At 68.5% G+C, this 20,564-nt stretch carries 18 protein-coding genes and 6 pseudogenes; 12 read left to right on the top strand and 12 right to left on the bottom strand.

The window, feature by feature from the left end:
• Positions 1-96: 96 nt before the first annotated feature.
• Positions 97-1,566, top strand: coding sequence for an MFS transporter (locus J1792_RS24910; protein WP_086570447.1), 1,470 nt, complete (start codon positions 97-99; stop codon positions 1,564-1,566).
• A gap of 725 nt (positions 1,567-2,291) precedes the next feature.
• Here J1792_RS24910 and J1792_RS24900 read toward each other — a convergent pair.
• The 3 genes from J1792_RS24900 to J1792_RS24890 form a co-directional block, all read right to left on the bottom strand.
• Positions 2,292-2,513 carry a helix-turn-helix domain-containing protein gene (locus tag J1792_RS24900; RefSeq protein ID WP_086570372.1) on the bottom strand — a complete coding sequence of 74 codons (222 nt, stop codon included), beginning with the start codon at positions 2,511-2,513 and terminating at the stop codon, positions 2,292-2,294.
• Positions 2,513-3,004 (bottom strand): DUF2975 domain-containing protein, encoded by a 492-nt coding sequence (locus J1792_RS24895; RefSeq protein WP_086570374.1) that lies wholly within the window; start codon positions 3,002-3,004, stop codon positions 2,513-2,515. Before J1792_RS24895 ends, J1792_RS24900 begins: the two co-directional genes overlap by 1 nt.
• A gap of 259 nt (positions 3,005-3,263) precedes the next feature.
• Positions 3,264-3,677, bottom strand: a complete 414-nt coding sequence (locus tag J1792_RS24890; protein ID WP_086570375.1) for a hypothetical protein — start codon at positions 3,675-3,677, stop codon at positions 3,264-3,266.
• An 815-nt stretch (positions 3,678-4,492) separates the two neighbouring features.
• Here J1792_RS24890 and J1792_RS35915 point away from each other — a divergent pair.
• Positions 4,493-4,582 (top strand): annotated as a pseudogene (locus J1792_RS35915) (hypothetical protein); the annotation flags it as partial.
• A 217-nt stretch (positions 4,583-4,799) separates the two neighbouring features.
• Positions 4,800-5,009, top strand: a pseudogene (locus J1792_RS34480) (site-specific integrase); the annotation flags it as partial.
• Between the two features lie 126 nt (positions 5,010-5,135).
• Here J1792_RS34480 and J1792_RS24880 read toward each other — a convergent pair.
• A complete protein-coding gene (locus J1792_RS24880; RefSeq protein WP_278186396.1) occupies positions 5,136-6,329 on the bottom strand; it encodes an FAD-dependent monooxygenase in 1,194 nt (397 codons plus the stop codon).
• Positions 6,330-6,420: 91 nt separating this feature from the next.
• Positions 6,421-6,546, bottom strand: a pseudogene (locus J1792_RS36105) (FAD-dependent monooxygenase); the annotation flags it as partial.
• Between the two features lie 71 nt (positions 6,547-6,617).
• On the opposite strand from J1792_RS36105, the gene J1792_RS24875 reads away from it, so the two are divergent.
• The 3 genes and pseudogenes from J1792_RS24875 to J1792_RS24865 form a co-directional block, all read left to right on the top strand.
• Positions 6,618-6,821, top strand: coding sequence for a helix-turn-helix domain-containing protein (locus J1792_RS24875; protein ID WP_086570378.1), 204 nt, complete (start codon positions 6,618-6,620; stop codon positions 6,819-6,821).
• Between the two features lie 7 nt (positions 6,822-6,828).
• Positions 6,829-7,290: a Clp protease N-terminal domain-containing protein gene (locus J1792_RS24870; RefSeq protein ID WP_086570380.1), complete on the top strand. Its 462-nt coding sequence runs from the start codon at positions 6,829-6,831 to the stop codon at positions 7,288-7,290.
• Between the two features lie 24 nt (positions 7,291-7,314).
• Positions 7,315-7,857 (top strand): annotated as a pseudogene (locus tag J1792_RS24865) (transposase); the annotation flags it as partial.
• Between the two features lie 145 nt (positions 7,858-8,002).
• On the opposite strand, the gene J1792_RS24860 reads toward J1792_RS24865, so the two are convergent.
• From J1792_RS24860 to J1792_RS24840, 5 genes are all read right to left on the bottom strand, one after another.
• A complete protein-coding gene (locus tag J1792_RS24860) occupies positions 8,003-8,629 on the bottom strand; it encodes a flavodoxin family protein (RefSeq protein WP_207248252.1) in 627 nt (208 codons plus the stop codon).
• A 92-nt stretch (positions 8,630-8,721) separates the two neighbouring features.
• Complete coding sequence (gene sigJ / locus J1792_RS24855) at positions 8,722-9,612, bottom strand: RNA polymerase sigma factor SigJ (protein WP_086570448.1); 891 nt, start codon at positions 9,610-9,612, stop codon at positions 8,722-8,724.
• 422 nt (positions 9,613-10,034) lie between these two features.
• Positions 10,035-10,175, bottom strand: coding sequence for a hypothetical protein (locus J1792_RS24850; protein WP_207248251.1), 141 nt, complete (start codon positions 10,173-10,175; stop codon positions 10,035-10,037).
• Positions 10,176-10,484: 309 nt separating this feature from the next.
• The gene (locus J1792_RS24845) at positions 10,485-11,684 is read right to left on the bottom strand and encodes a cytochrome P450 (RefSeq protein ID WP_207248250.1); all 1,200 of its coding nucleotides are present in this window, start codon (positions 11,682-11,684) and stop codon (positions 10,485-10,487) included.
• Between the two features lie 545 nt (positions 11,685-12,229).
• On the bottom strand, positions 12,230-13,873 hold the full coding sequence (locus J1792_RS24840) for a PLP-dependent aminotransferase family protein (protein WP_107431091.1): 1,644 nt from the start codon (positions 13,871-13,873) through the stop codon (positions 12,230-12,232).
• Positions 13,874-14,635: 762 nt separating this feature from the next.
• Between J1792_RS24840 and J1792_RS24835 the strand changes: the two genes are divergently transcribed.
• The 4 genes and pseudogenes from J1792_RS24835 to J1792_RS24820 all read left to right on the top strand — a co-directional run bounded on the left by J1792_RS24835 (position 14,636) and on the right by J1792_RS24820 (position 16,799).
• Entirely contained in the window at positions 14,636-15,091 is a 456-nt protein-coding gene (locus tag J1792_RS24835) for an ASCH domain-containing protein (protein WP_086570389.1), read from the top strand.
• A gap of 357 nt (positions 15,092-15,448) precedes the next feature.
• Positions 15,449-15,997 carry a GNAT family N-acetyltransferase gene (locus tag J1792_RS24830; protein WP_086570391.1) on the top strand — a complete coding sequence of 183 codons (549 nt, stop codon included), beginning with the start codon at positions 15,449-15,451 and terminating at the stop codon, positions 15,995-15,997.
• Between the two features lie 75 nt (positions 15,998-16,072).
• A pseudogene (locus J1792_RS35905) lies at positions 16,073-16,390 on the top strand (helix-turn-helix domain-containing protein); the annotation flags it as partial.
• An 88-nt stretch (positions 16,391-16,478) separates the two neighbouring features.
• The gene (locus J1792_RS24820) at positions 16,479-16,799 is read left to right on the top strand and encodes a transposase family protein (RefSeq protein ID WP_207248249.1); all 321 of its coding nucleotides are present in this window, start codon (positions 16,479-16,481) and stop codon (positions 16,797-16,799) included.
• A 216-nt stretch (positions 16,800-17,015) separates the two neighbouring features.
• On the opposite strand, the gene J1792_RS24815 is transcribed toward J1792_RS24820, so the two are convergent.
• Positions 17,016-17,531 (bottom strand): winged helix-turn-helix transcriptional regulator, encoded by a 516-nt coding sequence (locus J1792_RS24815; protein ID WP_179198912.1) that lies wholly within the window; start codon positions 17,529-17,531, stop codon positions 17,016-17,018.
• A gap of 99 nt (positions 17,532-17,630) precedes the next feature.
• Here J1792_RS24815 and J1792_RS24810 point away from each other — a divergent pair, with 99 nt between their 5' ends.
• Both J1792_RS24810 and J1792_RS24805 read left to right on the top strand, forming a co-directional pair.
• A complete protein-coding gene (locus J1792_RS24810) occupies positions 17,631-18,416 on the top strand; it encodes an SDR family oxidoreductase (RefSeq protein ID WP_086570393.1) in 786 nt (261 codons plus the stop codon).
• Positions 18,417-18,440: 24 nt separating this feature from the next.
• Complete coding sequence (locus J1792_RS24805; protein ID WP_207248248.1) at positions 18,441-18,800, top strand: nuclear transport factor 2 family protein; 360 nt, start codon at positions 18,441-18,443, stop codon at positions 18,798-18,800.
• An 83-nt stretch (positions 18,801-18,883) separates the two neighbouring features.
• Here J1792_RS24805 and J1792_RS24800 read toward each other — a convergent pair.
• Positions 18,884-20,006 (bottom strand): annotated as a pseudogene (locus J1792_RS24800) (IS630 family transposase).
• Positions 20,007-20,564 lie beyond the last annotated feature (558 nt).

Genomic DNA, 20,564 nt, shown 5'->3' with positions numbered 1-20,564 from the left:
CAGTCGCCGACTGCTTTAGAGCGCTCGGGTGTATCGCCGCCCGCGTCGCCCGCGTCGACCGTGGCCGGGCGCAACTGACGATTGAGAGGAATCCCCATCGCTGCATCACATGCGGCCGTAGGCAGTCGATCAAACCGGGCCGTGCTGCTCACGGTGACCTGCCTAGGCCAGTTCATGGTCCTGCTCGACAACACGATTGTTGGAGCGGCGCTGCCCGATATGCAGCACCGGCTGCACACTCAGCTGACCGGTCTGCAATGGATCGTCGACGCGTACGTACTGCTGGTCGCCATGCTGCTGCTGTCCGGCGGTATCTTCGCCGACCGGTTCGGCCGCAAGCGGGTGTACCTGACCGGCGTGGTGGTGTTCACCGCCGCGTCGGTGCTGTGCAGCCTCGCTCCCTCGGTCGGCTGGCTGGTCGCCGGCCGGGTGCTGCAGGGCATCGGAGCCGCGGCGCTGAGCCCTGCCTCGCTGGCCCTGCTCGTGGCCGCCTATCCCGTGCCGCAAGAACGAATCAAGGCGATCGGGCTGTGGGCCGGATTGAGCGGAATCGGTCTGGCCGCAGGCCCCGTGGCCGGCGGCGTGCTGACAGAAGCCTTCGGCTGGCCCGCCATCTTCCTGGTCAATCTCCCCATCGGCGTGGTCCTGCTGCTGATCGGCCTGCGCAGCCTTGAAGAGTCCCGCAATCCGAGCGCTCCCGCGATCGACATCCCGGGCACGGTGTTGTCCGTTCTGGCGGTGGGGGCACTGACCTACGGGCTGATCGAGGGTGGTGCCCGCGGCTGGACGTCGCCGATGATCCTGGGCAGCTTCGCCGCCGCGGTGATCCTCCTCGCCGCCTTCGTCGCCGTCGAAGCGCGTCGTCCCGCTCCGATGCTGCCGCTGCGGCTGTTCCGGCAGCGACTGTTCACCGTGTCCAACACCGCCATGGTCGTGGTGGGGTTCGCGCTCATGGGCTCGTCGTTCTTCTTCTCCCAGTTCTTCGTGTACGTCCAGGGCAGCTCGATCCTGCGCGCCGGCCTGCAGACCCTCCCCGTCTCCCTCGCCATGGTGATCGTCAGCCCGTACGCGGGCCGGCTCGCCGCCCGGTACGGCTTCCGCATCGTGGTCACCATCGGCCTGGCCCTGGCCGGGCTGGGACTGCTGGCGCTGGGCATGGTGCACGCCGACACCGGCTACGGGAACGTGTGGTGGCGGCTGGGAGTCGTCGGCATCGGCTTCGCCCTGACCATGTCCCCGCTGACGGGCGCCGCCATCCAAGCGGTCAGCCCGCAGGAAGGCGGCCTCGCATCAGGCATCAGCAGCACCACCCGGCAGATCGGCGCGGTGCTCGGCGTGGCGGTACTCGGAGCCGTCGTCCGCACCCGGCAATCCGGCGGCGCCTCCTTCGAGACCGGCCTCAACAGCGCCTTCGTCACGGCCGGCGCCGTCACATTGGCCACCGCCGTGTTCACCGGCCTGTGGCTGGCGAGGTCCAAGCCCGCGGAAGGCCCCGCGGCGCCGCAACGTTCCACCGATCCAAATGCGGTCACCACCTCGAACGAGGTATCCGTGAACAGCCGCTGACGACAACAACCGCCTTGGCCGGGAGGTGTCCCGCTGGAGGCTCTCCAGCGGGACACCTCCCGGCACACACCAGGACCACGCCCCGCGCCTCTCACAAGAGGGCGCGTCCCGTTTCGGCGTTCCAGGCGAGGCATGTCGTCACTGGTCAAAGCGGGTTTCGCTGTTCCGCTGTCCCGAAGCAGAGGCACGATCTGGCGGTAGGAACGCTCTCGCCCCTACGTTCGCGACGTCAAGGGTCCGCCCCCACCGGTTCCGGCTGAGCCGGCGGGTGAGCGGGCCGAAGTCTGGGGTGTGCCTGCCGGGCACATCAAGATCGGTGGAGGTTGCCATGCGTCGCCTCGCGCGCACATGAGGCCTGCTCGGCGGGAGCCACGCGTCGCCATCGATGCGGCCCAGCAGCCGACGCACTGTTGTCGCCTCCGCCGGCAGGCACCACCTCGGGAACAGCGGATCGGGCCGTACACCGAGACACTCCAGGACGGACGGCGGAGCGTCGGTGATCCACTCACCCACGCCAGCAGGGAGGTCGCTCCGGCCACAGCCGCGCACGCGGTCAGCGCAGGCATGACGACCAGAGCGTGCCGTACGCCGCGCGGATCGCGAGGGTCGGGTACCTCGGCCAGACGCTCCAGCAGGGCCGGGATCTCCCCGGCTGCGGCCCCGGGATGCTCGCGGAGTTGGTCAAAGGCAAGCGGGATCGGCGATGACGCGTCGGCCGGTACGGTTCATTCGCCCGCGGTGTCCTCGGCCTCCCAGCGCAGCAGGTCGCCTGGCTGGCACTTGAGCACCTCGCAGAGCGCGGCGAGCGTCGCGAAGCGCACTGCCTTGGCGCGGCCGTTCTTGAGTACCGCCAGGTTGGCGGGCGTGATCCCTACACGGTCCGCGAGTTCGCCCACGGACATCTTCCGCCTGGCCAGCATCACGTCGATGTCGACGGTGATCGGCATCAGATCACCTCGTCCAACTCGGCCTGCATCCGCGCCGCTTCGACGTCGCGCGCGACAGCCTGGGTGAGCAGCATCCGCAGCAGGAGCACGATGAGCGCGACTCCCAGGATGGCCACGCCGATCCCGCCCATGATGAGGGTGACGCCCGGGTCGTCCCGCTGGCCGGGCGCGTTCAGGGCCGTGACCGCGAACCACACGAGAGCAGCCGCAACGATCGCGCCGATGATGCCGTCCACGTACCGGAAGGCGGCGTGAGAGAACACGGTTCCGCGCCGCACCATCGTCACCAGTCGCCATACACAGACCAGGGCGACCTGCGCCGTCCCGATGCCCAGGATCGTGATCACGCGCATCGGGGTCAGTGGGAGCGACCCGTCCTCCGGGTCGCTCCCACTGACCAATGCCCACAGCATCAATGCCTGTACGAACACGGTGCCGGTGAGCACCACCACGAGCACGGCGCGCAGCGCGCGCACTGTCAGCTTTCCCATGACCCTTCTTCCCATCGAACTACGATGGGAATCTATCGAATCTCGATAGGTAGAGCAAGGAGTGGGTCGGAGGGTGGGCGGCGGTTTCGCACCATGACGGGATGCCGCCGCCCCTCCCGCGGCATGGCGCGCTGCGAAGGTTTTCGATCTTGCCGAAGTCGACCTCGCTGGGCCACAAATCGGACGCCATGCAACGACGCCGAAGCCTTGGGGCGCCCCTCATCCGGGATGGCAGATCATCTTGCGGACGGGCACCTCACTACGGGTACCTCACTATGGAAAGGGTCACCTTGGCATCGCTGCCGTTGTGCCAGCCGGTTTGGTACTTCTCGCTCCACTGCGTATCCGCGCCGCCGGGGTTGTAGTGCGAATACGTGGCTTCCCATGCGCCGATGATGACCCTCGCCCTGGGCGATGAGTTGTACGCGTGGTCCGCGACGTACAGCGTCACGCTGGACTGCCGCTTGCCCTTGTACGTGCGGTGGCATTCGTTGTACTTGACCGCGCCTCCCGGCATTGTGATCAACCGCCACCCTTCGCACGTGGCCGCCTTGGCGGCCGCGGACGTGCTCGCGGAATCCGTCGCGTGGGCGGCGCCGCCGAACGTCGTGCCCGCCAGGACCAGGGTGGCCGTGCCGAGGCCGACCCGCTGGAACATGTTGCCGATGAGCATGTGCGCCTCCTCCTGTCGTGACCGTGAGGCCCGACCGGCGGGCGGTCGCTCGCCCCGCCGCCGGATCCGGCACCCACAGGATTCGTACGCCCGGCGGCAGGCCGCCAGGAGGCCGCCCCGAGGCGGGCCGACGGGGGACGAAGCGCACTGTGACCTGCTGGGACGCCGCTTCCCACGGGAGGATGGGGGACACCCTGGGGTGCGGCGGCATCGAGCGGCCCATTGCATGGAAGCCGGGCGGAAGCCGGAACGCGTATTCATCGTCGGAAGTCTTCCGCCCTGATCACGCCATCGCAGTAGCCAGCGCAATCCGGTGTTTTTGTGGCGGATAGTACCGGGACCGCATGTGGACCGACTGGCCGCCTTGGGGTGCATCAAGCAGGTAGGCCCCGGAGGCGTCCTCGTTGGCCCGCACGTGTCCGCATCGCCGGGCGTCGGTCGCCAGCAGCTGGATGAGGTGGTGTTCGAGGACTGCCTCGCCGTTGTCGGCAAAGGTCGCCGACGGCGGAGGCGAGAACTCCGTCCGCACCCCGGGCCAGGCCGAGGGACTCACCATCCACCCTCACGCGCCTACCGGTAGGCCCGCGGTTGCACGGTGATCCTCGGAGTGCGGCCGAACGCGCTCGTACGTTCATGCTGCCGGTGCCCATCCATGGGGCGCACCTACGCGTGCGCCCCATGGAGGTGGCGGATTTCGCCCACGAAACGCCGTCTCAGCCCGGGCTGCTTCTCGAGGTTCGCCTACGCCAAGAAGGGCGAGACCGGCCCCCAGAGAGCCCAGCCGACGCCGAAGGTCACCATGAACCGAGCCTTCGGTGCCGCATGGGTGCTCCGGCCCCTACTGTCTCCAACGCTCTCTGGCCACGGCCTTGCTGTGCCAGCTCGGAGGCACCTGGCCCACCTGGTGCACCGGAGTACGCACCCCGCCCTTCGCCACCCACGCCTGGGCCGAACCGACGGACAACGCGTCGGGGAACCCAGGACGCCGCCACCTACCGCACCCTGCTCACCGCCCCCCCGCGTTGACCATCGCGGGGGCCATTCCTACTCCCCGCCCCCATGCGGTTCTTCGCGGGGCCGCGCGTGAAGAGACCCTGTTGTCTGTGGCAAGGGAGGGGACCAATCGGCGGACCCCTCGAACCGCTGTGGGGCGAATCAGCGGTCAACACCTGGAACGCTCGCCGGGCTTCGGTGCTGTCGTGGCTGGGTTGGTGTACCGAGCGAGGATATGGCGGCCCTGCGGTACCGGCCTGGGTGAAGCGACTGCCGCCACCCGACTCGGAGACCCCGGCCCGCTCAAAGATGGCGGTCGACCGGCTGATCAAGGGGCGTACGCGCGGCCAGGTGTTCGGCACCCCCCCCGCAGTCCGCGGCCGGGGAAGGTCATCGCGCTCGCGCCCGGTGACAGCCGGCGTTGACCGACGCGTGGATCGGCCGCTGTCGATCTGTCGGTGTGATTCAGGTTGCCGCGCCGAACCACGTGGTCAGCGCCTCGTGCATGTGGTCGCGCATGGACTGGCCCGCCGTGTCATCTGTGGCCCACGCCAGGTATCCGTCGGGACGGACGAGGACGGCGGAGGCCGGCAGGGAGCGGTCTGCGGACCGGGCGGTGATGACGTCCACCCGGTCCGTCCAGGCGTCGGCGGCCTTGGCCGTAGCTGAGTTTCCGGTGAGGTCGACGAGCGCGGGCCGGGCCGCGCGCAGCCGTTCGGTGATCTGTTTCCAGCCGTGGGTGATGTGCGTCCGGAGGTCGGGAAGCCACCGTCCGGCCAGTGGATGCCCGGTGTCGTGGCCCATGTCGTACCGGATGTCGGTTCCGGACAGGAGGGCTGCGATGCGCGCGCGGTTGCGTGGGTCGTCGAGCAGTTCCGCCAGCAGGTCGCGGGCCGCGGTGATGTCGGCTGCCGGACGCATCAGGGCCATCTGGGCGCGGGTCTGCATGAGGACTCGCCGGCTGACCGGAGCTCGCTCGCCGTGGTAGGTGTCCAGCAGTCCGGGGGGCGCCCAGCCGTGGATCTGGGCGGCGAGTTTCCAGCCGAGGTTGATGGCGTCCTGCATGCCCATCGGCAGGTCTGCGCCAAGGACGCGACGGGCGCTGGCCCGGAGTTCGGCGAAGGTCATCGGTGTGCTGTCGTCGACCGGCGGCCGGCCCCACTCGAAGGTGGCTACGAGGTGGACGCCCGATCCGGGCTGCATCATCGCGAAGGTGAGCACGCCGCCAGGGAGGCGGTTGTGGGCGTACGGGCGAAGGCGCATGCCCGGCTCGGGCAGATCGAGTTCTCCGGTGGCGGGATCCAGCAGCTCGTCGGGGATGACGGCGTGTCCTGCGCGGGAGGCGAAGCTGTCGTCGGTGGTGCCGGGGAAGGCGATGCCGGCCTGTTTGCGGACCGTGCTGTGGCCGCCGTCCGCTCCGGCCAGGTAGCGGGTGCGGACCCGGTAGGCGCCCTGCGGGGCTCGGATGTCGAGGGTGACGGCGTCGTCCTGGTGCAGTGCGGTCAGTTCGTGCCCGCGGCGGATCTCGACGCCGAGTTCTCGGGCGCGCTCTTCGAGTACCTGCTCGATGCGCGCTTGCAGCATCTGGAGGGCGTGCAGCGGGTTGTCGGGCAGGTCGCGCAGGTCCAGTGGCAGGCCGCTGAACTGGTAGAAGGGCAACGGCTGGGCAGGCCCGGAACGACCGGTGAGAGGCTCGTACAGGCCCCGCAATTCCAGCGCCTGTACCACGCGGCCCGACGAGCCCGTTGGCCCGGGGGGCCGCGCTGCGGGTGTGCAGCCGCTCCAGGAGCAGCGGTCGCACGCCCGCGAGTCGTAGTTCGCAGGCCAGCAGCAGCCCGTTCGGGCCACCACCGACGATGGTGACGTCAGCAGTCATCACAGGTCTCCTTCGGTTCGCCGGGCAGGAGGCGTCCAGCCGCGACCGCATGTCAGCCTGGACTGACAGGCATGGAAGCGGGAGATCTCTCAGAGCGCCTCAGATCGCATGACCCCGCGGTGGGGCTGCGGGCCGTGGGCGCCTTGCACCGGCTGGCCGAGCAGGTCGAAGCCGCAGCAGTCGCACGCGCCAGGGAACAGGGATGGTCCCGGGAACAGATCGGCGATGCCCTCGGCGTCTCCCGGCAATCCGTGCACGCCAAGTACGGGAAGTGAGACGACCATGTTCGAACAGTTCGCAGCAGGTGCCCGTGACGCTGTCACTTCGGCACTGAACGAAGCCACACTGCGTGGCGATCGCCGTATCGGTACCCAGCACCTCCTCCTGGGGGTGCTCCACGAGCCCGGCTCGGTCCGGGCCCTCGGAATCGACCTGAAAACCGCGCGTGCTGCTCTCGACGCCCTCGACCGGTCCGCGCTGGCCGCGATCGGCATCGACATCCAGGGGATCGAGCGGCCGCCGATTCCCGCCTCGCGCAAGCGCACCCCCTTCACCTCCGGCGCCCGTGCCGTTGTCCCACGCGCCCTGGCCGAGACGAGGAAGGCCGGCAGCCGGCGCATCACACCAGAGCACCTCCTGCTGGCCCTGCTCGACTGTGCGCAGCCGGATCCTGCGGCAGAGCTCATGGCGCAGCTCGGCATCGACCGCGCCGCTGTCCGGGAACGCATTCGGACAGGCGCCTGAGACGCGGGGCGCCCCTTGCGGGGCGACGCGCTCGCTGGGCGGGTCCGTCGGGAGATGGGCAAGAGCCCGCGGGCGGTGGCCACGATCATCGACTCGCAGTCGGTGAAGGCCGCCGAGACCGTCAGCCGGGCGACCCGCGGGTATCGACCCGGGCAAGAAAATCAATGGCAGGAAGCGGCACCTGGTCGTCGACAGCCGCGGGCTTCCCCTGCTGGTCATGGTGACACCGGCGGACCTGCACGACTCCGCGGCAGCGAAGGAGGTGCTGTTCAGGCTCCGCCTGATGCACCCGGAGATCACGATCGTCTGGGCCGACTCCGCCTACGCGGGCAAGCTCGTGACCTGGGCGAAAAGACACGTCAACCTCACGATCAAGACCGTCTCCCGGCCCCGCGACGCCTCCGGGTTCGTCATCCTGCCCCGCCGCTGGATCGTCGAGAGGTCGCTGGCCTGGATGATGTACGCCCGCCGCCATGCCCGGGACTACGAACGGCTCGTCCAACACTCCGAGACCCTCATCACCTGGGCGGCGATCACGCTGATGACCCGCCGCCTGACCCGGCCCCGCCGCTACCCCAGCGCCGCCCCGCCGCGGCCCGGCGAACTCGTCCAGGCCGCGTGACGCCAGCTGTACGGGCGGCACGCGCGGAACGGGGCGCGCGGGCCGGGCGCGTACGTCGCTCACGGGCGCCCGGCACCCGTGGGAGGCGGATCAGGCGGTGACCGCGGCGCGACCGGCGGCGTACACCGCGGCCTGGGCGGCGACTCGCCGGCCGAGGTGTTCGGCGGTGGCTATGTCGGCCTTGTGGACGCCGTCCGGGCCCCGGTCGGTGTCGGTCTGCGCGCCAGCGCCCAGGTAGAAGCCGAGGCGGTTGAGGTCGTTCTCGGAGGCGGTGGTGGAGTGCCAGCCGGACGGCAGGCCGAGGTTGATCCAGTGCATTCCGTGCTGGGCGGCCAGCACGGAGAAGAACTGCAGGGTGTGCAGCTTGTCGCCGCTCTTTGAACCGGAGTTGGTGAAGCCCGCCGCCAGCTTGTCCTGCCAGGCGCGGGTCGCCCAGCGCTTCGAGGTGGCCTCGGCGAAGACGTGGAAGGCGCCGGACGCGGTGCCCATGTAGGTCGGCGAGCCGAAGACGATCGCGTCGGCGGTGTCGAGCAGCGCCCACTGCTCCTCGGTGATCTCGTCGACCTTGACCAGGTGGACGGTCGCCCCGGTGTCGGCGGCGCCCTCGCGCACCGCCTCGGCCAGCACCGAGGTGTGGCCGAAGCCCGAGTGATGGGCGATGGCGACGACCGGCGGGACGGCAGCGGCGGAAGAAGCGGCCGGGGCAGGCGTGGTCATGATGGCAGGGCTCCTCAGGATCGTGCCGCGTGGCGCGGCGCGAGGCGGTCAATTCACCAGGGAGACGAGGTAGCCCCTCCAGGTGTGACAGCTCAGACGCGCACGAGTTTGTCGGGATTGATGATCCTGCGGTACGCGGTGATCAGACCGTCTGTGATCTGGACCGTGTCCACGGAGTGGACCCGGCCTTCGCGGTAGAGCACCAGGGCGAGCTCGCCGCCGACTTCAGCGAAGGCGATACGGTCCGGACGCCACCGGCGTCCCACACGCACCATGACCTCGGCAACGCGCTCGCCGCCGTGGATGAGCTTGCGTGCCGCGAATGCCTTGCCGCCGCCGTCGGTGACGAAGACGGCGTCCGGGTGCAGGAGCCTGACCAAGCCGGCCAGGTCCCCGGCCTCGTACGCGGAGCGGAAAACCGCGAGGACGCGTTCGCGCTCCGCCTTCGACGCCTGCGGCATGGACTGCTTCGCCTTGGCCACCCGCCGTCGCGCCCGCGAGGCGAGCTGCCGGGCACCCGGCACGGAGACGTCCAGCACTTCTGCGATCTTGCCGAACTCAAGACCGAAGACATCGTGCAGGACGAAAGCCACCCGCTCCGGCGGGCTCAGCTCTTCCATGATCAGCAGCATCGCCGAGCTGACGGATTCATCGACGAGTACCGGCTGCGACGCGTCCGGTCCCGTCAGCAGCGGCTCCGGCAGCCACGGCCCGACATAGCTCTCCCGACGAAAACGGGCACTCTTGAGAATGTCGTACGACCGCCGCGCGGCCACCGTCACCAGCCAGGCCCGCAGATCACCGATGTCCCGCAGATCCGCTCCGGCCGCCCGCAACCACACATCCTGGGTCACGTCCTCGGCATCAGCCACACTCCCCAGCAGCCGGTAGGCCACACCGAAAACCGCAGGCCGGTGCCTCTCCCATCCGGCTCCGAGCGCCTCCTCCTGCTCAGAGCGTCCGGGCCCGTGCCCATCACCCATACCGATCGCAACCTCCTCCAGCATGCGGATCCAGCGTAGCTACCCGAACTCGGGATCTTCGAAGACAGCCCCGCAGAAGCGAGCGAGCCCGCTCAGACCGACGACGTAGGACGGCGGTACCTCATAGTGGGAAAGGGCGGACTTGTGAAACACCCACTAACTGGGCGTTTCGTCCCGGGATTCGTGTTTCATCCAAGGATGCCCGGTGGCCAGACTGGGGCAACGGAATGCTTGAGGTATCTCTGTGGCCTGAGAGACAGGCGACGGAGATCGTCAGCCAGGCTTGCCCGGACTTCTCCCGTCTCATCACAGAAAGCCCGGAGCCAGTCGGCATGCTCGCCTTCAACCGGACCCGCCGCACAGCCAGAGCGACGAAAGAGGCTCCTGTGGCCAGTGAGACACTTCGAACACGGATAAAACGCTCAGTAAGCGGCGATGGCCCAGAACGCCAGCACGTGACTACCGAGCGGCGGGTCGGCGGAGGCGTGGGCGGCGCGCAGGGCGGCCTGGAAGACGGCGTCGACGCAGGTGTCCTCGACGTCGAACAGGGCCCAGGCGTGCATGGTTCCGCGGCCCGGGGCGGTGTCATGTCGGAGTTGGGGAGGGGACCGCGTCATCTTTCGCCTTCATCCGCGCGGCCCTGGGCGGCAGATCGGAGGGAGTGGCCGGGGGGCCCGAGCGGGCCCCGGCGCTACTCTCCGTTGCCGGTGGCAGGCGCCAGTGCGACGTCTCCGTTGCTCCGGGCCTGAGCCCACACCCAGGTGTTCTCCGCGCTCATCGCGACGGCTCAGGACACGATTCGACTGAGCGGGGCGATCTTGGCCCGTCCGGCGGGAGCGGAGGCGTGAGGGAGCCGGTCCGCGGGCCCTGCCTCAACCAGGCGGGCCCAGCGCTGTCGCCCGGTCCGCGGAGTCGCCGAGGCCGTCCACACAAAGGCGTTCAGTGTAGCGGGCGGCCCAGCCGGCCAGGCGGGGCTGCTCCGAAGGGTCGGCGCGGACGCCGGGGTGGACATCGAGGATGCCGGCGACCAGGCCCTCTACGATGGCGGGAATGAACGCGCGCACGAGACAGGCGTGTTCTCCGTATCCGAAGGTGACCAGAGGCTGCCGTCGGCGGCGGAGGTCGAAGGCGTCGGGCTGTTCGAACACCGTCTCATCGCGGTTCGCGGAGCCGATCGCGGCCAGGACGTGTGCACCGGCGGGCAGGTATGTGCCGCCCAGTTTCACCGGTCGCGTGGTCATGCGTTCGACGAGCCCGAACGGTGGCATCCAGCGCAGGACTTCGTGGACGGCGTCGCCGAGGAGCTCCGGGTGGTCCCGGACAAGCCGGCGCTGGTCCGGGTCGTTGAACAGCGCGACCAGGAGGCTGCCTGCCGCCCACCCGGGTTCGGGAAGGGACGGGAGGATCACGCGGATCGTCGGGAGGACCTCCGCGACGCCTCGCGGACAAACCCTTCCAGGGTTGATGTGTCGCCACCGTGCGATCGCCGAGGAGGGGTCCGGGCCGAGGCCCTCGAACCAGGGGGTAAGCGCGGCGTCGAGCTCGTTCACAGCGGCGGCCGCCACCGCGAGCTTGGCGGGGTCCCCGGAACCGAGGGCGCCTTGCCACAAGTCCTGTGCCAGGCGCAGCAGGGTCGTGCTGTCGACCTCGAGGCTCAGCATCCACCGGAACACCTCTGCCACGACGGGTTGCAGGACCTCACCCATGAGGTCCGCTTGCCCGTGCATGCCGGAGACCCGCTCGATGACCAGCTTGCGTGCGTACCCTCGGGCGCGACCGGCGCATTCGGGCTCGAAGAGTTCCTCGACGCTGGCGCGCATCCCTTTGTGGTTGTCGCCGCTCCCCGACAGGATGTTCTCCGATCCGTAAATCTCCGACATCGCGGACGGGAAGCTGGTGGTGAAGGTCTGACTGTGGCTCATCACCTGACGCACGTCCTGCCAGCGCGTGACAAGCCAGCAGCCGAGCGCGGGGATCTCGGCCACAGGGTGGTCACGTCGAAGCCGCTGATAGATCGGATAGGGATCCGCGTGGAGCTCCTCCGGCGTGATCGCGTCCAGGAACGAGGTCATGCGTCCTTCCGAATGGCTTCGCAGTAGTCTTCGTTGAGTTCCGGGGACCCGGAGGCGGGGAACCGCCGTTGAGCCGGCAGCCGCCGAGCTCTCCGCACACCGGGACGCCACAGGGTCCGCGCCGAGCCGGATGAAACGACGAATCCGCCTGACGGCTCACCAGCGATTTACAGGCACCATGGCGAAGGGACCAGCCATGGCCCAGTGCTTGCCATCACGGCTGTGCCGCTGGTCCCCCACGCCGGAATGCCGCCCGTTCGAATGGGGCGCTCCTTGCCAGTCGGTCGGCTGGTGGGGCAGGGGGATTACGCAGATCAGGCCTTCGGCGAGGGATCGATCTCTTCGCAGACGGGACGGACGGCGGCAGTGGTCTTCGAACTTCCGGTCGAAGCGGAGGTTGCCGACAGCCAGGGGCGGTGACGGGCCCAGGGTTGCGCCCTGGGTCAGTTGCCCCGCACGCGGGGATATGCGGGGCAACCTCGCGAAGAGGCGGGCGGGCGATTGCGGTCCGGCTGCACGACCGGTCTGCGGTGCCCGCCTGCGGGTCAGCGCTGGTGGGGAAGTGGGGGCCGCTGCGCGTCCTTGTCCGCGGAACGGTCGAATGCTCCGGGCTGGGCGAGGTCCTCGAGGAGTTCGTCGATCAACTCCTGGGTGACGTGCGGCATGACGTAGACGTGGCTGTAGTCGTGGCGGATTCCACCGAGATTGAGTGGCACGCAGGCCAGCGAATACTTCTGCGTGATCTCAGCCCGCGGTTGCTGGAACCAGACGCTGAGCGCGTGATCGCCGTGACCGACCTCGATACCGTCCTCGGCCCAGAACTCACCGCGTTCCCGCAACTGCTCGCTCAGCCGGCGCAGCCGTTCGGCCGTGTACTCGGCGATCCGCAGGACCTCGGCGGCCTGCCGCACCTGCTGCTCCTCGCTGAACTGGGCGAGGTGGTTCCACATGGCCAGGGAGGCGAAACCGCTGCGGGAACCGGCGAAGGTGCTGTCGGGAGAGGAGACGACCGCCGGGTCGGACGGCGGGCGCAGCTTGGATCCCGCGCGGGACATGTAGATCCCGGTGGGGACGGGCGCGCCGGGATACTTGTGTCCGCTGGTGACGATCGAGGACACCTCGGGGATCCGGAAGTCGAAGACCGGCGGCGCGGTCTCGATGAGTCCGCTGTCGCGGGCCTTCTCCAGGTAGGGGGCGTAGGCGCCGCCGAGGGCTCCGTCGACGTGGATCCAGTACCCGTTGCGGATGCTGACCCGGGTGGGGTCGTCGGGGTCGAAGCGCACGGTGCGGTCGACGAGGCCGTGCCGCTCGAAGACGGGTCGCAGGCGCTCGCAGGCGCCCTGAACGTCGTCGTAGGCGCCCTTGAAGACGCTGCCGATGTTGAAGTTGACCAGGACGGGGTGGCCCTTGGCGGCGAAGAAGTCCACGAGGGCCACCAAGGCGTCGACATCGACCGTGCCCGGACCCTCGTCGCCGCCGGTCGTCGGGACTCCGCCGAGCGGCCAGCCGTTGTACGTCTGCATGCCGGTGCCGGCCACGTCGATGGGGCACTCGCCCGGGTAGAGGCTGCCGCCCAGGTCGTAGAAGGTCGGGATGTCCAGCACCCGCATCGCCTTGATGTGCGAGTAGTGGGTCTCCTGCGAGAAGAACGCTACCGGCATGTAGGCGTTGGGGTTGTCGTCGGGGTGTTGGGCCCGCAGGTAGGTGGTACGGCAGCTGGCATCGCCGGAGACCTCGTCACGCACCAGGGCGTTGCCGTCCAGGTAGTCACGGGCGTTCCACATGGCGTACAGGTTGCCCTCGGTGCTGCCCATGGACAGCACGTATCCCCACGCGTCCTCATCCCCAGGACTGGCCGGGTCCTCGGGCAGCGAGGCGTGCCACAGGCGGGCGTAGTGCTCCAGGACCGCCCGCTCCAGCCACCGCGAGTGCAGGCTGTAGTTGCTGTCGACGAACGGGTCCCCGATGTTGTTGATGTGGTAGCCCAGGAAACGACCCAGCGCGGCGTGGCCGTCGAGCGACAGGTTCACCTGGTAGCCCAGAAGACGCTCCCGCTGCCCGCCCAGGTACCCCTCCAACTTGGCAAGGACCGCGGTCCGCTGCTCATCGGTGTAGGCCTCGGTACCCAGCCGGTAGTCGTCGTTGGTCGGTCGTGCCGTGAGATGCGTATCGGAGTGTTCGGTAATCATTCGATGTCCGATTCTGAGCGAAATCGCGAAACTGCTGCGAGTGGGGATCGCCGCCAGGCGCCAAGAGTCTCGGGAATCGCTCGGATCTAGGGGGCAGGTGGTTGCGCGAGTCAGCCGCCTGTACGACGGTCAACGGGCGGTTGCTGAATTGATCGGTCGCCTGTCGTCGAACTGTCGAAGCGGCGGTTGCCGCGGAGCGCGGGTGTCCTGTCCAGGAACTCGCGGTCCACAGGATATGCGTGACGCGCCGCCCCGATTGCCCACCCTTCCACATTTATCTCCATCTAGTTATTTCAAGTGAAAAGCGTTTGACACCAGTTATCCAGGAGTGCCTTCAGGAGTGACGTTTCGGCAACTCCCGGAAAGGCGGCCTTGTGTCGCAGGAGTGTGCTGTAGTCGCGTTCTTTTCCGCCCGGGACCAGTCCCGGGCGGCGTCAGCTACGGCCTACAACCCGGCCCGCGCCCCGGATCAGGGGTGCATCCTCCGCAGGGCTCGACGCCCGTCTCGTCCGGCGCCGGCCGCGCGCATACGCTCGTGGCCTCGGAGTTCGTGGAGCCGCGCCCTGCTTCGGAGGAGATCCAGGGGCTGGGCAACTCCCTGATCAGCGTCCCGAGTCGGCGTCGGGGCAGACCGGTTCAGGCACGACGGGACAAGGCTGTGCGGGCCAGGTATTGCGTCACAACAACACCCAACCCGCCCGGCACCTGGCGCGTTACAGTTGCTGCGGTCGGCTTGCATGGACGGATCGTTACTGTGACCGCATGACGACTGACGCCGCCTCACTCCGGAACCTCGCATCGATACCCAGGGTCGAGTTCGCCTTCCCCGGCCCGCTGCGCGACCAGCTCGTCGCAGCCATCCTCAACGCTTCCAAGACCTCCACGACAGGGCTCGTCATCGACTACGAGCACGAAGGGGAGCCCCTGCCGGAAGTGGGGAGCCGTTCGTTGGTCATCGACTCGGACGAGCGTCCGGTCGCGGTCATCGAGGTCACTGATGTGCGTGTCATCCCGCTAGGGCAGGTGGATCTCGCTCACGTGGTGGACGAGGGGGAGGGGCACACCAGCGTGGCCGAGTGGCGGGCGGCTCACGAGCAGTTCTGGCACAGCGAGGAGATGCGCGCGGCGTTGGAGGAACCCGAGTTCACCGTGGACGACGCGACGCTGGTGGTTCTGGAACGCTTCCGCCTCGTCACCGACCTTCGCCCTACCTGTTAACCATCCGCCTATCGCTCACCACGTTGTAAGGGACACGGGGTGCTGCCGTCATGTTCAATTGAGACGTGAGCGCCGCCCACCCTGCACCAAGAAGAAGCAAGCCGTTACAACGCCGCAGGTCGTGAAGGGTGGTCTCCGTGCAGGCGGAGGTAACGGGCTTGGGGGAAATTGAGCTTCGGGGCGGGGATCGGTCGGAGACGAGCGAGGCAATCGCGAGATGGGTCTCGGCGTGGGTGCCGTGGCGTCCGTGTGACCGTCACCATGTCCACCGACGCGCGGGCGCGGCGATGCCGTGGTCGGCGGCGCGCTGGCGTAAAGCAATGGACAGCTCTCAGGCTCTGAGTGAGTATCACCGAGATGAACAACGAACCTCTCTCCACACCCAAACGCGTCCGCTTCGTCGAGCTCAGCGCAAAGACACTGCGGGCGCTTGCCGACGGTGACCTCGCCGGCGGCAGCGCCGAGGCCGGGGTCGCCCTTGACGAACACTTCGTCGGTGAGCGAGCCCGCTGGATCTTCGGCTACCGCGCCGACCAGCTCGCCAAGGACCCCTCTGCCGCGCCCTGGATCACGCGGGCCGCGGTGTCCGAGCCGGACGGGGTCGTCGTTGGCGACGCCGGGTTCCATGGGCCGCCTGACGAGGCCGGCATGGTCGAGGTTGGCTATACCGTCGTGCCCGGGTACCGCCGCCAGGGCTATGCCCGCGCCATGCTGAGGGCGTTGCTCGCCAGAGCCGCTGCCGAACCCGGTGTCAGGACCGTGCGCGCCAGGATCGGATCCGACAACACCGCCTCCCTGGCCTCCATCGACGGCTTCGGCTTTACGCAGGTCGGCGAGCAGGGCAACGAGCGCGACGGACTCACGATCATCTTTGAGGTCCCGGCAGATGCCATTCAGGCGAGGTAGCTTCACGGTCTCGGCGGACCGGTGATCGTCCCATCGGGCCGTGACATGAGAAGAGCCGCACGGGTTGGGTGAGTTGTGAAGCTGGCCTGGGCCCGCGCGGCCTGTTCCCATCCTGCCCTGTCTGGCGTCTCACGCGCACATTCCGGCGAGTTGTCCGCCGAGCTCGCCACGACATGGGAGGCTGCGCGGCAGTCCGCGCTCCGCGAGGCCCGGGGCGGGGAGCGTCGGCGGGCGGAGGGTGCCGGCCGAAAGCCCAAGTTGGTCTTCCTCGATCGGCTGCTGGTCACCCTGGTCCAATTGCGCCATCAGTTGCCGCATGTGGTGCTCGCCGAACTCTTCGAGGTGGATCGCTCCACTGTCTTCGCGGCCATCCGCCAGGTCCGCCCGCTGCTGGCAGCCCGTGGTTTCGCCGTGCCCGACCGGACCGGCCTGTGGTTGAAGACGTTGGAGGACATCTTCGCCTATGCCGAGGCGGAGGGTGTTGAGCTGCGACGGGGCCGAGACCCAGGTCCGCCGGCCCCAGGCCGACCGTCCTGGGCGCCGGGCGCTCGTCTCCGGCAAACGCAAGCAGAACACCATCAAGACCACCACGTTCAGGGATGGCCAGGGCCGCCTGCTGCTGTCCGGCTTGGTCCGCCCCGGCCCGATGCACGACCAGACGGCCGTACGCACCGAGGGCATCACCGAGCAGTCCCGCACCCGTCCCGGCGTGAAGGCGAAGGTCGATTCCGGCTACCTCGGGCTGGCCAAAGAGTTCCCTAGTGCTGTGACCGGGAAGGTTCACCGGGTTGGGTCGTGCTGATGACTCCGTCCGGCTCGGATGGGATCCGGGGGCGCAGCCCATGATGGCGATTCTTGAGAAGACGACCGACGTTCCTTCGCCTCACTTATCTGGTTATCAACGGCTCGGGATGATTGGCATGCGTGATATTCGGCGATCCGGTGTTGCCTGGTCGATGAGGTAGGAGGGTGTGTCCCGGCCCTGCTCAAGGCTGTTCGGTGCTGGTTCGGAGCAGCCCTACGACTCCGCGGGGATGTTCGGTCGTGTCGCATATCGGTGGCGCATGGCGTCGCTGGCTGCGGGACCCGCGGTGAAGACGTAGGTGTCGCTGTCGTCGAGCCGGCGGCCGGTCTTGGCGTCGACGACGACGGGCTCGACTTCCTCGCCGCTGTGCGTGTCGATGAGGATCATGCTGCGTTCGGCCGGTGTGAGGCGGGAGTTGCCCCATGCGGCCAGGGCGACGATCACCGGTCGGAGGGAGTGCCCGAGTTCGGTGAGGACGTACTCGTGGCGTACGGGGTTGGTCTGGTAGGGCCGGCGCTCCAGCAGTCCGTCGGCGACGAGGGTTTTCAGCCGGGTGGTGAGCATGCTGGAGGAGATGCCCAGGCTCTCTTGGAACTGGTCGAAGCGCGTGTAGCCGTCGAAAGCGTCGTGGAGGATCAGCAGCGTCCACCACTCGCCTACGTGTTCCACCGTCGTGGACAGTGGGCACTCCCGGTCCTCCAGCCTGATCCGGCTTGCCACAGCGACCATCCCCTCCATTGCTGCTAAAGTCGAAGTTAGTTACTTCTATTTTAGCAGTAATGGTGGGAGCGGTGCCTTCTGCGCCCGCACCCGGGAACGGAGCACACCGTGACCACATCCATCAGCGAATCCCTCAAAGGCCGACGCGCTCTGGTCACCGGCGGTACCAAGGGCACCGGAGCCGCCATCGCCCGACGCCTCGCCCAGGCCGGCGCGACCGTGCTGGTCACGGCCCGCAGCCGCCCCGACGACGTCGAGGAGAAGGCGTTCATCACCGCCGACCTGTCCACCGCCCAGGGCGCAGCCCACGTGGCCGCCGAGGTGGACGCCCGCGTAGGAGGCGTCGACATCCTGGTCAACACCCTCGGCGGTTCCGAGGCGCCGGCCGGAGGGTTCGCCGCGCTCGGCGAGGACGACTGGGCCAGGGAGCTGAACACGAACCTGCTGGCCGCCGTCCGCCTGGACCGCGCACTCCTGCCGCACATGATCGCCACAGGTAAGGGCGTGATCGTGCATGTCACCTCGATCCAGCGCCGCATGCCGCTGTGGAACGGAACCCTGGCCTACGCCGCCGCCAAGGCCGCCCTGACCACCTACAGCAAGGGCCTGGCCAACGAGGTCGCCCCGCACGGCATCCGCGTCAACACCGTCTCGCCCGGTTTCGTGCAGACCTCGGCCGCCGACAACCTCGTCGCCCGGATCGCCCACGACGCCGACATCACGCAGGAAGCGGCGCTGGGCCGGCTCATGGACTCCCTGGGCGGCATCCCGCTCGGCCGTCCCAACCGGCCCGAGGAAGTCGCCGAGCTCGTCGCCTTCCTCGTCTCCGACCGCGCCTCGGCCATCGTCGGCGCCGAACACGTCATCGACGGCGGCACCACCCCCACCGTCTGAACCGCCACCACCCCAAGGAGCGTCATGCACGACAACCAGCCCCGCACCAGCACCCCGGACACTCTGCCCGAGGTGATCAGCCGCTACCTGACAGCGCACCGAGCCCACGACACCGCCACCGCACTCACGGCGTTCACCCGCGAAGCCACAGTGATCGACGACGGCAACACCTACGAGGGCATCGAGGCGATCGGGGAATGGCTCGACCGATCGGCTGCCGAATTCACCTACACCATCTACCTCACTGGCGCCCAGCAGACCGACGCAACCCGCTACATCGCCACCCACCACCTCGAAGGCAACTTCCCCGGCGGGACCATCGATCTGCGCTACCAGTTCACACTCCGCGACGGCCTCATCGAACGCCTCGTCATCGATCCCTGAGTCCCTGCCGGCGCCACCCGTTGCCGCCTCAGGCGAGAAGCCTCGCTCGCCCCGCAATCTCGGCGACTCACCTTCCTGCCAGGTCAGGCCGCCAATCGCAGGGGCCGTCCGCCCCAGCGGATGCCTTTCTCGCTGCGGATGCGGGCGCGTTCCTTGCGTTCGGCGGCCAGGACGTCGCGGTGGCGAGCGTTGGCGTTGCGCCACCGGAGGTAGGCGTGCAGGGCCCGGGTCTGAACGGTGTGGTTGGGGTGATTGGAGTTGGCGATGGTGAACTGCCGCAGCGGTCCGAAGTGGGCCTCGATCGGGTTCGACCAGGAGGCGTAGGTCGGGGTGAAGCACAGCTCGACCTTGTGCTTTTTCGCCCAGCAGCTGATGCCAGTGCCTTTATGGGCGGACAGATTGTCCAGGATCACGTAGATCGGGGCACCGTCGGGCCGGGCGGCACGGATCGACTTCAGCGTGGCCAGCGTATTGGTGGCGCCCTTCCTGCGGCGGTTGACGCCCCACAGGGTGTCGTCGCCGACCGAGTGGCAGCCGTGGAAATAGCGCACGCCGTGCGTGCGGTGGTAGGTGGCGGGCAGCCGGTCAGGGTGTTTTCGCTCGGCCCAGCCCGAGCCGGCAGTGGGCCGGATCCCGAGCGGGCCGAACTCATCGAAGGCGAACACCCGGTCCGGGAAGCGGCCAAGGACCTCCTCGATCCGGGCCAGCTTCGCCTCGCGGTCCGGGTCGGGGGATTCCTTCCACGTCTTGGTGCGCTGGAAGGTGACACCGCGGCGGGCGAGCAGGCCGCGTAATGCCTCACGGCCGAGGCGGATCACTCGGCCGTGGCCCTTCCGCAGGTAGGCGACGAGCTTGCGCAGCGACCAGCGGGTGAAAGGCTGGCCGAGCTTGGTGGGGCGGGTGGTGGCCGTCCGGACGACGAAGTCCTCGTCGTCACGACTGAGCAGGCGGGGACGGCCTCCCGCCCACCGAGGGTCCAAGCAGGCCAGGCCGATCTCGTTGAACCGGTGGATCACATCGCGCACGGTGTCCTCGTCGGCCTGCACCAGCTGGGCGATCACCGGCACCCGATTCCCGCTGGCCGAGGCCAACAACATCATCGCGCGCCGATAGCGCACCGAGTTGGTGCTGCCACGACGCACAATCTGCTGCAGTTTCTGCCCCTCCTGGTCGGTCAGTCTGCAACACACGGACAGGCTCGGCCACTGCACCTCCAGCGGTCGGATCGAACGTCACCGCACATCCAACCGTCACGATCACCAAACCGGCGAACCTATGTGGTCACAGCACTAGCTGACCCATGGGCAAGGGCGCCGACTGCCCGCACTGCCGACACGCTCAGCCGCCCCGCCGAGGCACCCGCACTGCCCCCGGCCCGCTCCGGACAGCCGCAGGGCGCACACCCGCCGGCGAACCCGAACAGAATCCGGCCGCACGGATCAAGAGGTTCTGCCATGCGCGTTCTGGCCAGGCCGGCGTCTCGAGCCTGCCGCGGCAGGCCCGCCGGCTCTCCTGAAGTCGGGTGACCGCCGCCTAATGGGGCTCTTCATCCTGGTCGGCGACGACGGCATCGGCCGGGTCGTGGAGTTCCCGAACAACATCGAATGCATGGCCAGATACCGCCTTAGTGGCAGGTTGGCCGGTTTCAAAGCCGTGATGTTGCCGGGGAGTTAACACGGAGACATGATCACTGTTCGTATCAACCCGATCACTCATCCAGGAGTCGAGAAGTGATACGCAGAACCGCTCTCCGAACCCTCACCA

Source organism: Streptomyces triculaminicus (assembly GCF_017349075.1).
Lineage (GTDB): Bacteria > Actinomycetota > Actinomycetes > Streptomycetales > Streptomycetaceae > Streptomyces > Streptomyces triculaminicus.
The sequence above is the reverse complement of the archived record's forward strand: the minus strand, read 5'-3'. Positions and strand labels throughout refer to the sequence as shown.